The 11,898-nt window shown below is 71.8% G+C and carries 10 protein-coding genes; 7 read left to right on the top strand and 3 right to left on the bottom strand.

Annotated elements, in window-relative coordinates:
* Positions 1 to 8: 8 nt before the first annotated feature.
* The 6 genes from ACFFR3_RS16005 (at position 9) to ACFFR3_RS15980 (ending at position 7,674) form a co-directional block, all read left to right on the top strand.
* Positions 9 to 1,472, top strand: coding sequence for a zinc ribbon domain-containing protein (locus tag ACFFR3_RS16005; RefSeq protein ID WP_345400674.1), 1,464 nt, complete (start codon positions 9 to 11; stop codon positions 1,470 to 1,472).
* On the top strand, positions 1,472 to 3,103 hold the full coding sequence (locus tag ACFFR3_RS16000) for a serine/threonine-protein kinase (RefSeq protein ID WP_379483342.1): 1,632 nt from the start codon (positions 1,472 to 1,474) through the stop codon (positions 3,101 to 3,103). Before ACFFR3_RS16005 ends, ACFFR3_RS16000 begins: the two co-directional genes overlap by 1 nt.
* 80 nt (positions 3,104 to 3,183) lie before the next feature.
* Complete coding sequence (locus tag ACFFR3_RS15995) at positions 3,184 to 3,840, top strand: response regulator (protein WP_345400680.1); 657 nt, start codon at positions 3,184 to 3,186, stop codon at positions 3,838 to 3,840.
* Positions 3,841 to 3,929: 89 nt separating this feature from the next.
* Positions 3,930 to 5,993 (top strand): DUF6421 family protein, encoded by a 2,064-nt coding sequence (locus ACFFR3_RS15990; protein WP_345400683.1) that lies wholly within the window; start codon positions 3,930 to 3,932, stop codon positions 5,991 to 5,993.
* Positions 5,990 to 6,619 carry an SDR family NAD(P)-dependent oxidoreductase gene (locus ACFFR3_RS15985; RefSeq protein WP_345400686.1) on the top strand — a complete coding sequence of 210 codons (630 nt, stop codon included), beginning with the start codon at positions 5,990 to 5,992 and terminating at the stop codon, positions 6,617 to 6,619. The genes ACFFR3_RS15990 and ACFFR3_RS15985 overlap by 4 nt, the downstream gene beginning before the upstream one ends.
* Entirely contained in the window at positions 6,616 to 7,674 is a 1,059-nt protein-coding gene (locus tag ACFFR3_RS15980) for a threonine aldolase family protein (RefSeq protein ID WP_364374612.1), read from the top strand. Before ACFFR3_RS15985 ends, ACFFR3_RS15980 begins: the two co-directional genes overlap by 4 nt.
* 60 nt (positions 7,675 to 7,734) lie before the next feature.
* Here ACFFR3_RS15980 and ACFFR3_RS15975 read toward each other — a convergent pair whose 3' ends face one another.
* Together ACFFR3_RS15975 and ACFFR3_RS15970 are read right to left on the bottom strand one after the other, a co-directional pair.
* Positions 7,735 to 9,138 carry a phytoene desaturase family protein gene (locus ACFFR3_RS15975; protein ID WP_379483341.1) on the bottom strand — a complete coding sequence of 468 codons (1,404 nt, stop codon included), beginning with the start codon at positions 9,136 to 9,138 and terminating at the stop codon, positions 7,735 to 7,737.
* A gap of 5 nt (positions 9,139 to 9,143) precedes the next feature.
* Positions 9,144 to 9,773: a DUF305 domain-containing protein gene (locus ACFFR3_RS15970; protein WP_364374606.1), complete on the bottom strand. Its 630-nt coding sequence runs from the start codon at positions 9,771 to 9,773 to the stop codon at positions 9,144 to 9,146.
* Positions 9,774 to 9,906: 133 nt separating this feature from the next.
* Here ACFFR3_RS15970 and ACFFR3_RS15965 point away from each other — a divergent pair, with 133 nt between their 5' ends.
* Positions 9,907 to 10,617: a thioredoxin-like domain-containing protein gene (locus ACFFR3_RS15965; RefSeq protein ID WP_345400701.1), complete on the top strand. Its 711-nt coding sequence runs from the start codon at positions 9,907 to 9,909 to the stop codon at positions 10,615 to 10,617.
* Positions 10,618 to 10,623: 6 nt separating this feature from the next.
* Here ACFFR3_RS15965 and ald read toward each other — a convergent pair whose 3' ends face one another.
* Positions 10,624 to 11,739, bottom strand: coding sequence for an alanine dehydrogenase (gene ald / locus ACFFR3_RS15960; protein ID WP_345400704.1), 1,116 nt, complete (start codon positions 11,737 to 11,739; stop codon positions 10,624 to 10,626).
* Positions 11,740 to 11,898: the final 159 nt, after the last annotated feature.

The following is an 11,898-nucleotide window of genomic DNA, read 5'->3' as shown; positions in this document are numbered from 1 at the left end:
GCGGAGAGATGGCGCGCTTCAGAGCCCTTGCCGGTGGCATCGCGGTGGCGGTGGTCCTCATCGCACTGCCGGCGTCGGCGCACGAACATCCGAGCGGGATCACCGACCTGGTGAGCCCCGCCGTCGTACGTCTAGAGGCCGTCTCCCATGTGGAGATCACCCTGCTCGACCACGTCGGCGAGCTCAAACACGTGGAGCGGTCCTACGACATCCCGTTCGCCGCCGGGACGGGCACGGTCATCAGCCCCGACGGCACGATCGTCGCCCTGCGCCGGCTGGCCGTGAACCCCGACGACGTCGAGGTCTACGCGGCCAACAAGATCTTCGCGGAACACCACAAGGTCAAGATCCCCGCCGACTACAAGAAGCACCGCCTCGACGACGACATACTCGACCGCCACCTCCAGCAGTGCTACACGCCCGAGAGCGACACCGCCACCTGCATCATCGACGTCACCACCGAGATCACCGCCTTCCCCAACGTCTCACCGGCCAGCCCCGACGGCTTCAAGGTCACGTGCATCAAGGCAGGGCCGAAGCCCGACTCCCCGGCCGTCCTGGTGCCGGAGACCCCGTCCGCCGGCGGCGTCGGCATGCCGACCGCGCCGCTCGCCGACAAGGTGCCCGATCAGCCGGGCTCGCCCACCAACGTGGCGGGCTTCCTCGGCCGTCCTGGGCCCAAGGTCACGCACACCGTCGAGATCGCCCACCTCGGCAAGGGCGGCGCGGCGGGCGACGGCGGCCGGCCGTTCGCCGATCCCGACAACAAGGTGGACGAGCCGGTCAAGCTCGGCGGCCTGGCCGACAAGGGCATGGTCGGCGCCCCCGTGATCGGCGACAAGGACGGCCACGTCATCGGCCTGCTGGTCGGCGGCGGCAAGGAGGGCCGGATGATCGGCATCAGGGAGGTCACCGGCATCCTGGCCGAGGCCAAGGTCGTGCCGCGCAGAGGCGCGATCGACACGGCCTTCGAGGCCGCGCTCACCCGCTACCACACGCAGTACTACACCGAGGCCGCGCCCGGCTTCCAGCGCGTGCTCGAGCTCTACCCGGGCAACGTGGTGGCCGCCGAGCTGCTGAAGACCTCGCTGGCCAAGCGGGGCGGCCCCGAGGACCAGGGCACCAGGCGGACGGCGCGGCAGATGGAGCCCTCGTCCCCGCTGTGGCCGCTGATCCTGGCCGCCGCGATACTTTTCGCCGCCGCCGGCGGCGGGGCGTATCTGCTGTGGCGCCGCCGCACTCCTGAAATACCGACAGAACCGCCACAGCCCCTGGCGGCCGGCCCACCACTCGACCAAGGCTCCGACCAGACCGTGGTCGTGCGGCGGTCCCAGCCGTTCCACGTGGTCCCGCAGCAGCAGCAGGTGATGACCGCGCCCGACCCGGCGATCAAGTACTGCACCTCGTGCGGCATGAGACTCGGCCCGGCGCACCGCTTCTGCGGCTACTGCGGCCACCCCATCGAGACGTGATGCCATTGAACGAAAGATCGCTCATCGGCCAGGAGGTGGCCGGGTACTACATCGAGGACATCGTCGGCAAGGGCGGCATGGCCGTCGTCTACCTGGCGCTCGACCCCAGGCTGAGCCGCCGCGTGGCCCTCAAGATCCTCAACCCGGTGCTCAGCGTCGACGACAGGTTCAGGCAGCGCTTCATCCTGGAGTCCAGGACGGTCGCCAGCATCGAGCACCCCAACATCATCCCGATCTACGAGGCCAACGCCGACGCCGACGGCGTGCTCTACATCGCCATGCGCTACGTCGACGGCCTCGACCTGCGCCGCCTCATCCACGACCGCGGCCCGCTGCCGCTCGGCCCGGCCAACCAGATCTTCGCCCAGACGGCCGCCGCGCTCGACGCCGCGCACGCCCACGACCTCATCCACCGCGACATCAAACCGGCCAACATCCTGCTGGCCGGCGACCACGTCTACCTGACCGACTTCGGCATCACCAAGCACCGCTCGTCCATCTCGGGGCTGACGCAGACCGACCAGTTCATCGGCACGCCCCGCTACATGTCGCCCGAGCAGATCAACAAGGAGCACATCGACGGCCGCTGCGACCAGTACGCGCTGGCCTGCGTGGTCTACGAGGCGCTGTCGGGGCGGCTGCCGTTCCAGCGCGAGAACGACATCGCGCTGCTCTGGGCCCACCTGGCCGAGCAGCCGGTGCCGCTGTCGCAGATCAGGCCCGAGCTGCCGCCCCAGGTGGACGCCGTCATGAGCAGGGCCCTGGCCAAGTCGCCCGAGCAGCGCTACGCCACGTGCTCGGAGTTCGTGGCCGCGCTGCGCGACGCGATCAGCGGGCCGGCGTACGACCCGTACGGCGGGCCGGGCTCGGGGCCGCACCTCATCCCGAGGCCCAGCCCCAGCCCGCACTCGGGCCCCCACTCCGTGCCGTCGTTCGCGGCCCCCGCCCCTCGCGCCACCGCGACGGCGGGACCGGCCACGGGGCCCGGCGCCGCTCCGCCCACGAAGCCCGCCGCCGCCAGGAAGCGGCCCGGCCGGCTGCCCGTCGTGGTGGCCACGCTGGTCGCCGCCGTGGCCGCGCTCGCGCTGGTCGCCGTCGTCATCATGAACAACCGCGGCGAGACCTGGACCCGCTACAAGACCAGCGCCGCCGCCCCGCTCACCTTCGACTACCCGGGCGACTGGACCGTCCGCACCCACCAGGACCTCTTCGCCGTCGCCTCGCCGCACGCGCAGGAGCTGGAGCAGCTGTTCGTGGCCGGTCCTGGGGCCGACTGGTCGCGCATCGCGGAGATCTTCGCCGACGACCCGGAGAGCCTGTCCGGCGTGTACGTCCAGGTCTCCGACACCCTCGACGCCAGCGGCACGTCCGAGCTGATGAAACCCAAGATGGAGGCCCTGCTGCCGGGCCAGGTCGACCTCGGCAAGCCGGTGCTCGACCAGGCCGGCAACAGCCCGGCCACCCGCTTCGACGGCTCGCTGCACGACCCCGGCACCGGCACCAGGCTGGGCTTCGTCAGCTACGTGATCGACCGCGAGCCCAAGACCATGCTCGTCATGTACTTCTGTCCCCGCACCACCTGCGACGACGCCGTGCAGGCCCGCATCAGGCAGAGCGTCCACGTGCCCTGATCTTGGAACCCGCTTGCGACCGGCTTGGCACGCCCGTCCGGCGGGTGTTCAGGGGGACGCCCGGCGTCTACCCTCCGCCTGTGGGCATTCGCATCGTGATCGCCGACGACCAGGCGATGGTCAGGGCCGGGCTGCGCATGGTCGTCGAGAGCGACCCCGGAATGGAGGTCGTCGGTGAGGCCGCCGACGGGCGGGAGGCCGTCGCCGTCGCGCGGCGCACCCGGCCGGACATCGTCCTCATGGACATCTCCATGCCGCGCCAGGACGGGCTGTCGGCGGCCAGGGAGCTCCTCGGCGCGCCGTCGCCGCCGAAGATCATCACGCTCACCACGTTCGACACCGACGAGAACCTCTACGCCGCGCTGCGCGCCGGCACCAGCGGGTTCCTGCTCAAGGTGTCGCCGCCCGAGCAGCTCATCGAGGCCATCAAGGTCGTCCACGCCGGTGACGCGCTGCTCGACCCGGCCGTGACCAGCCGGGTGATCGCCACGTTCGCCGGGCGGGCCGAGCCGGTGCACTCGCCCGCGCTGGACGAGCTGACGCCGCGCGAGCTGGAGGTGCTGCGGCTGATGGCGCGCGGGCTGACCAACGCGGAGATCGCCGGGAAGCTGTACGTCGGCGAGGCCACGGTCAAGACGCACGTGGCGCGGGTGCTGATGAAGCTGTCGCTGCGGGACCGGGCGCAGGCGGTCGTGTTCGCGTACGAGACGGGCGTCGTACGGCCGGGAGCCGCGTAAGTGTCTCGCCATTCGGGAGGGATTGGCGGAGCATGCGAGAGGTGTGTGTATATTTTTCGGCATAAGGCGGTAGATACAGGAGATATTTCATGGAGTCGTTCCCCAGGGTGCTGTTCGACGAGGCGCACAGTGAGTCGTGGACCATCCGCCGTGAGCTCGCGGAGGCCGTCAATCCCGCCCATCCCGACGACACGAGCTACGCCCGCGCGGCCGGGCTGCTGCGGCACCTGGGGCACACCGTCGCCGCCCACACCGGTGGCCCGCTCGACGCGGAGACGCTGGCCGCCCAGGACGTCCTGGTGATCGCGCACCCGTCGGATCCGCGCTGGGAGCGCACGACCGGCCACGGGAGCCCGGTCTTCACCTCCGCCGAGCTGGACGCGATCGAGGCGTACGTCGGCGACGGCGGCGGCCTGGTGGTGCTGGCCGAGGAGGAGCAGGACAAGTACGGCAACAACCTCGCCGGCCTGCTGGCCCGCTTCGGCGTGCGCGTGGAGCACGCCACCGTGCGCGACCCCGGTCACGCCTACCGCGGCGTGGCGACCTGGGTGCTGGCGGAACGTTCCACGGATTCGGGGCTGCTGGCCGGCGTGCGTACGGCCTGCTTCTACCGTTCGGGTGTGCTGAGCGCGGAGGACGCCGAGGTCCTGTTCAGCAGCTCGCCGTCGGCCGCGCCGGCGAACGCGCCGCTGGCCGTCGCGCTGCGGCACGGCAAAGGCCGGGTCGTCGTGTTCGCCGACTCCGACCTGTTCGGCGACGACTCGATCGAGGACCACGACCACCGCAGGCTCTGGGGCAACGTGATCACCTGGGCCGCCCGCGTCCCCGGCGACGAGGCCGGCCGCGCCGAGCGCGACGAGGTCAAGGCCGCGAAGTTCGCCCGGCTCAAGGAGGCCGTGGAGGAGCTGCGCCCGCTGCAGGTCAAGGACGGCTCGGTGCCCGATGAGCACAAGGAGCGGGCCGGCGAGCTGGTCGCGGCCGTCGCCGAGCGGGTGGCCGGCCTCGCCCCGCACTTCCCGCACGACGCCGCCTACCTCCAGGCCGTACGCGACGACCTCGCCAAGTGGGCCGCCCAGGGCCTCGGCGTGCCCGACTTCCTCGACTCGCTCGACCTGTTCCACCCCGACACCCAGCGCGAGGACGGGCTGGAACACCTCGTCGTCTTCCCCATGTACACCCAGAACGGCAACCCCAACAGGAACCTGGAGGCCGTCTGGATCCGGACCATCTGGCCGGGCTGGCTCGCCGAGCTGGAGGCGGGCGGCTACGACAACCCGATGTTCGTGCCGATCGCGTTCGAGGACTTCACCTCCGGTTACGACACCCACTCGGCCGTGCTGTTCCCCGAGACGGTCGCCGTGCGCACCACCCCGGCCCGCTTCACCTGGGGCGGCATCTTCGCCGACCGCGAGGCCGCGCGCTTCCGCCGGGTCGCCAAGGCCGCGACCGAGACGCTCAGGCTCGACCTGCCGCCGGACGCCGAGCGGCTGCTCGACTCGCAGCGGCTGGCCCAGGACACGTACGTGCTGTGGGACCTCGTCCACGACCGCACCCACAGCCACGGGGACCTGCCGTTCGACCCGTTCATGATCAAGCAGCGGATGCCGTACTGGCTGTACTCGCTGGAGGAGCTGCGCTGCGACCTGACCGCGTTCGGCGAGGCCGTGCAGCTGGAGCGGCGCGGGGTGCCGTACGCCCGGTACGTCCAGCTCGCGATCCTGTTCGACCGGCTGTTCCGCTTCCCGATCACGGGGGAGCGGGTGCGCAACTACGACGGGCTGGGCGGCCAGCTGCTCTTCGCCTACCTGCACCGCAACGACATCGTGCGCTGGACCGACAACCGGCTCTCGATCGACTGGGAGCGGGTCGCCATCGGCGTCGCCGACCTGCGCGGCGAGGTGGAGAAGCTCTACCGCGACAGCATCGACCGGTCCAAGCTGGCGCACTGGCTGGCGGCGTACGAGCTGGTCACCGCGTACGTGGCCCCGCACCCCGCCTCCACCTGGGCCAAGGGGATCGCGGCGCTGCCCGAGGAGCAGAAGGCCAAGGTGGACGCGGTGCTGCCGGACGAGTTCCCCCTGAGCATGTTCTACGAGGCCCTGCGCCGTAAGCTGACGGACGTGGTCGAATCGACTAGGGGGCTCCGCGCATGATCATCTTGGTGACCGGGGCCGGTGGCCCCACCGGCGCGGCGGTGTCGGCTCATTTCCGCAACGGCGGGCACACCGTCATCGAGGTCGGCAGGAAGGACTGCGACCTGCTCGACCGCGCCGCCGTCAACGAGCTGGCCGTTCGCGTCGAGCGTGAGCACGGCCACGTCGACGGCGTCGTCCACCTGGTGGGCGGCTGGCGCGGCGCGCCCTCGTTCACTGAGACCAGTCTCGACGACTGGAACGATCTGCACGATCTGCTCGTCCGCACGCTCCAGCACGTCTCGCTGGCGTTCGAGCCGCTGCTGCGGCGCAGCGCCAACGGCCGGTTCGTGATCGTCTCCGCCCGGGCCGCGCAGGCGCCCGAGGCCGGCGGCGCCGCGTACGCCGCCGCCAAGGCCGCGGCCGAGGCGTGGACGCTCTCCCTGGCCGACGCGCTGCGCGGCACCGGCAGCGCGGCCGTCATCCTCGTGGTGAAGGCCCTGGTCAACGCCGCCATGCGAGCGGCGAAGCCGGAGGCGAGGTTCGCGGGGTTCACCGACGTCGACGACCTGGCAGCGGCCATCGGCGGCCTCTACGACCGCCCGGCAGAAGAGATCAACGGCACGCGATTGGACCTCACCTCTTGATTCCCCGGCACGACCCCCGGCTCAAGGCGTTCGGCAGCGACAACTACGCCGGGGTGCACCCCGACATCCTCCAGGCCATCGCCGCGGCCAACGGCGGCCACCAGGTCGCCTACGGCGACGACGTCTACACCGAGGCGATGCGGCAGGTCTTCCAGCGGCACTTCGGCGAGACGGCGCAGGCGTGGCCGGTGTTCAACGGCACCGCCGCCAACGTCGTCTCCCTGCGGGCCATGACCGCGCCCTGGGAGGCGGTCATCTGCGCCGAGTCCGCCCACATCAACACCGACGAGGGCGGCGCCCCCGAGGTGGCGGGCGGCATCAAGCTGCTGACGGTGCCCACGCCCGACGGCAAGCTCACGCCCGAGCTGATCGACCGGCAGGCGTGGGGGTTCGGCGACGTGCACCGCGCCCAGCCGAAGGTGGTCTCGGTGTCCAACGTCACCGAGCTGGGCACCGTCTACACGCCCGACGAGCTGGCCGAGGTCTGCGCGCACGCCCACGGGCTCGGGCTGACCGTGCACCTCGACGGCTCGCGCCTCACCAACGCCGCGGCGGCGCTGGACGTGCCGCTGCGGGCGCTGAGCACCGACGCGGGTGTCGACGTGCTCTCCTTCGGCGGCACCAAGATCGGCCTGCTGTACGGCGAGGCGGTCGTCGTGCTCGACCCTGACGCGGCCACCGGCGTCGACTACCTGCGCAAGACGTACATGCAGCTGTCGTCGAAGATGCGGTTCGTGTCCGTGCAGTTCGAGGCGCTGCTCTCCGGCGACCTCTGGCTGCGCAACGCCCGCCACGCCAACGCCATGGCCAGGCGGCTCGCCGCGGCCGTCGAAGGCGTCCCCGGCGTGCGGCTGAGCAGGGCCGTCGAGGCGAACGCGGTCTTCGCCGTGCTGCCCGCCGACGTCGCCGACCGGCTGAGGAAGCGCTTCCGCTTCTACACCTGGGACGAGTCCACGGGCGAGGTGCGCTGGATGTGCGCGTTCGACACCACGGAGGAGGACGTGGACGCCTTCGCCGCGGCCCTCGCCGAGGAAGCCGCCGCCTCGCCCTCCTGAGGCGTCACCGCCCGGTGCGCCGCCCGCCCCGCCGCTGTCGTCCTGGCCGGGACGGGACGGTCAGGGCCGCAGGGCCAGGCGGGCGGCCTGCCAGCCGCCCATGCCGTGCACCCCAGGCCCCGGCGGCGTGGCCGACGAGCACAGGAACACCCCCGGCAGCGGGGTGCGCCACGGCGCCGGGGACCAGACCGGGCGGCGGACGAACTGGCCGAGGCTCGCGAGCCCGCCCGAGATGTCGCCGCCCACGAGATTGGCGTCGGCCGCCTCCAGCGCGGCCGGGCCCATCGCGTGGCGGGCCAGCACCCGGTCGCGGAAGCCCGGCGCGTAGCGCTCGATCTGCGTCTCGATGGCGTCGGTCATGTCCCTGGCAGAGCCGTTGGGGACGTGGCAGTAGGCCCACAACGTGTGGCCGCCGCGCGCCGGGTCGGCCGTGTGCGGCTGGACGAGCAGCACGTACGGGCGGGGCGAGTGCCGCCCGGCGGCCGTCTCCGCCTCGCTCAGCGCGATCTCCTCCAGCGTGCCGCCCAGGTGCACGGTGCCCGCGCCCGCGACGGCCGGATCGCGCCACGGCACCGGGCCGTCGAGTGCCCAGTCCATCTTGAACACGCCCGGCCCGTGGCGATAGCGGGCCAGCCGCCGCCGGTAGCCGCCGGGCAGGTCATCGGTCATGGCGAGGAACTGCCGGGGCGTCACGTCGAGGACGACGACGGGCGCGTCGAGCTCGGCCAGCCGGCGTACGCGATGACCGCTCACCGCCTCGCCTCCGAGCGCCCGCAGCTCGGCCACCAGCGCGTCGGCCAGCACCTGGGATCCGCCGCGCACCACCGGCCACCCCACGAGGTGCGCCAGCGAGGCCAGCATGAGCCCGTAGCCCGTGGTGAGCGGCGCACGCAGGTCGAGCAGCGAGTGCGCCGCCATGCCGGCCAGCAGCGCCCGCCCCTCGACCGTACGGAACGCCGTCCGCGCGAACGTGGTCGCCGGCAGCGCCGCGACGGCCCCGAAGGCGGCCGCTCGTACGAACGCGGACAGCGGCAGGGACCCCCACGGACCCAGGGGTTTGAGAAGCAGCTCGGCGAGGGGGAGACCGCCGCGGGCCACCGCGCCCGCACTCGCCAGCCAGGCGGGCCCGTCGCGGCCGAGCCCCCGCGCCGTACACCGCACGTCGCGGTGCACCAGCACGGCGGGCCGGTCGTCGAGCGGGTGTGCGGCGGGCAGCGGCGGGTGCGCGAACTCCACCCCCTTGAGCCCCAGCTCACGGAAGGCCGGCGAGGCCAGCGCCATCGCCATCACGGTCGCCCCGACGTCGTGGACGCGCCCCGGCAGCGTCAGCTCGGCGGACCGCAGCCCGCCGCCGAACCGATCGGCCGCCTCCAGCAGCGTCACCCGCAGCCCGGCGCGGGCCAGCAGGACGGCGGCCACCAGCCCGTTGGGCCCCGACCCCACGACGACCGCGTCGGGACGCATCGCGCCTACTGCGGCTTCAGTATCGAAGGCAGAGGCTGGGCGCCCCGCTTGCCGAGCAGGTCGGTCATCAGCTTGATCTCCCCGGTCTGCCCGTCGATGATCTTTTGCGCCATGCCGACGACCTCGCTGCGCGTGGACAGCTGCCGCAGCCCCTCGGCCATCTGCACCCCGCCCTCATGGTGGCGGATCATGAGCTGCAGGAACAGCACCTCGGCCTGCTGCCCCTGAGCCTGCTTGAGCTGCGTCAGCTCCTGCGTGGAGGCCATGCCGGGCATCAGGCCGCCCTGCAGGCCGGGCACGGCGGCGGCGTTGTGGCCGTGGCCGCTCATCCAGGCCATCGGCCGCTGGTCGGTGGCCTGGCCCAGCCCCCACTGCTGCAACCAGCCGAGGAACATGCCCCGCTGGTTGGCCTGGGTGTTGATGATGTCGAAGGCCAGGCTGGAGATCTCTTTGGCGGGCCCCTTGTCCCTGATGGTGAACGCCATGTCGACGGCCTGCGCGTGATGCGCGGCCATGTCGCGGGCGAACCCGGCCTCGGGCGAGGTGTCGCCCGGCGTGCCGGAACGGCCGAACAGCAGGAACGCGGCCGCGGCGAGCACCAGCACACCGCAGATGATCAGGACGGGTTTCCTCACGGGCTTTTCCATGGCCCGTCCAGCGTACCCACCTGCGCGCGGAGCTGTGATCGCATGCTTATGCGGGCCTTATTCTCCACATACGCCCGGAGGGCATAGGGTGACCCGGAGTTGGTACGCCGATGGAGGAACGATGACGAAGGAGAAGGCGCAGGCGCGGCGCGAGCATCTGCAGAAGATGCGGGCCGAGCAGCGGCGCAAGCAGCGCCGCGCGGCGCTGCTCATGTGGGGCACAGGCGGGCTCATCATCGTGGTGCTTGTCGGCGTGGTCGGCTTCTACCTCGTCAAACGCGCCCAGGAGACCTCGCTCGACGCGGTGAGCAGCGTCAAGTACGACGCCGGCCAGCACGTCTGGAACGCGGTCTCCTACAAGGAGACGCCGCCGGTGGGCGGCGAGCACAACAACTACTGGCAGCAGTGCGCCATCTACGACAAGCCCATCCACAGCGAGCACGCGGTGCACTCGCTGGAGCACGGCGCGGTCTGGATCACCTACCGCCCCGACCTCGCCAAGGCCCAGGTCGACAAGCTCAAGGAGGTCGCGGGCTCGACGGGCCAGCAGGACTACATGCTGATGAGCCCGTTCCCCAACCTGCCGGCGCCGATCGTGGTGTCCTCCTGGGGCCACCAGCTCAAGCTGACCGACCCGGCGGACCCGAAGCTCGAGGCGTTCATCAAGCGCTACCAGAACGGCCCCGACACGCCTGAGCCCGGCGCCACCTGCGGCGGCCCCGACGCGATCACCACGACCGCCGACCAGGCCCCGCTGCCGCCCGAGCCCACCGGCCAGCAGCAGACGCCGATGGAGACCCTGGCGCCGTCGCCCAGCGAGTCCCAGCAGTAAGAGGCGTCACCCGAGCACCTCGCCGAGGGCCGTCCACTCCAGCCCGTGCGCCTGCGCGACCGGGCGGCTGGTGAGACGGCCCTCGTGCGTGTTCAGGCCCAGCGCGAGCGCGGGGTCGGCGCGCATCGCCCGCTGCCAGCCCTGGTCGGCGATGGCCAGCGCGTACGGCAGCGTCACGTTCGTCAGCGCGAACGTCGAGGTGTGCGGCACCGCCCCCGGCATGTTGGCCACGCAGTAGAAGATCGAGTCGTGCACCCGGTACGTCGGCTCCTCGTGCGTGGTGGGCCGCGAGTCCTCGAAGCAGCCGCCCTGGTCGATGGAGACGTCGACCAGCACCGAGCCCGGCTTCATCCGGCTCACCAGGTCGTTGCTCACCAGCTTCGGCGCCTTCGCGCCCGGCACCAGCACCGCGCCGATGACCAGGTCGGCCTCCAGCACGGCCCGCTCGATCTCGAACGTGTTGGACGCCACGGTCTGGCAGTGGCCCTGGTAGATGAGGTCGGCCTGGCGCAGCTTGTCGATGTTCTTGTCGAGCAGCAGCACCTCGGCCTGCATGCCGAGGGCGACGGCGGCGGCGTTCATGCCGGACACCCCGGCGCCGATCACCACGACGTGCGCCGCGTGCACGCCCGGCACGCCGCCCATCAGCACGCCCCTGCCGCCTGACGAGCGCATCAGGTGGTAGGCGCCGACCTGCGCGGCCAGCCGTCCCGCCACCTCCGACATGGGCGCGAGCAGCGGCAGCGCGCCGCCCGGCGCCTGCACGGTCTCGTACGCGACGGCGGTGCACCCCGAATCGAGCAGCGCCCGCGTGCAGCCGCGCGAGGCCGCCAGATGCAGGTACGTGAACAGCACCTGCCCCTTGCGCAGCCGGTGGTACTCCTCGGGCTCCGGCTCCTTGACCTTCATCACCAGGTCGGCCTCGCCCCACAGCTCGTCGGGCTCGGGCACCAGGACGGCGCCCGCCGCGGCGTACTGCTCGTCGGGAATGGCGGACCCGGCACCCGCGTCGCGCTCCACGAACACCTGGTGCCCGTGGCGGACGAGCTCGTGCACCCCGGCCGGGGTCAGCGCCACTCGATACTCGCTGTTCTTGACCTCTCGCGGCACTCCGACCTTCATCGCGCAACTCTTTCGCCGAACGTGCGATCCTGCCCCCATTCTTGCTCCCTTCCCCCGGTTAGGCGTGGAACATCCGCTTGATTACCCCGGTGTGGCTTCCTCTCGATAGGCTCACCCGCAGCCCGACCCGTCAGAATGGGCCGTCAGGATGGGAACGTC

Origin of the sequence: Nonomuraea salmonea, assembly GCF_042428605.1 — a bacterium.
In the GTDB taxonomy this organism is placed as follows: Bacteria; Actinomycetota; Actinomycetes; order Streptosporangiales; family Streptosporangiaceae; genus Nonomuraea; species Nonomuraea salmonea.
The sequence above is the reverse complement of the archived record's forward strand: the minus strand, read 5'-3'. Positions and strand labels throughout refer to the sequence as shown.

Excerpts from the sequence above, each read along its gene's own strand:
- ACFFR3_RS16005 (WP_345400674.1), top strand. The coding sequence starts at position 9 with ATGGCGCGCTTCAGAGCCCTTGCCGGTGGCATCGCGGTGGCGGTGGTC.
- ACFFR3_RS16000 (WP_379483342.1), top strand. The coding sequence starts at position 1,472 with ATGCCATTGAACGAAAGATCGCTCATCGGCCAGGAGGTGGCCGGGTAC.
- ACFFR3_RS15990 (WP_345400683.1), top strand. The coding sequence starts at position 3,930 with ATGGAGTCGTTCCCCAGGGTGCTGTTCGACGAGGCGCACAGTGAGTCG.
- ACFFR3_RS15985 (WP_345400686.1), top strand. The coding sequence starts at position 5,990 with ATGATCATCTTGGTGACCGGGGCCGGTGGCCCCACCGGCGCGGCGGTG.
- ACFFR3_RS15975 (WP_379483341.1), bottom strand. The coding sequence starts at position 9,138 with ATGCGTCCCGACGCGGTCGTCGTGGGGTCGGGGCCCAACGGGCTGGTG.
- ACFFR3_RS15965 (WP_345400701.1), top strand. The coding sequence starts at position 9,907 with ATGACGAAGGAGAAGGCGCAGGCGCGGCGCGAGCATCTGCAGAAGATG.
- ald (WP_345400704.1), bottom strand. The coding sequence starts at position 11,739 with ATGAAGGTCGGAGTGCCGCGAGAGGTCAAGAACAGCGAGTATCGAGTG.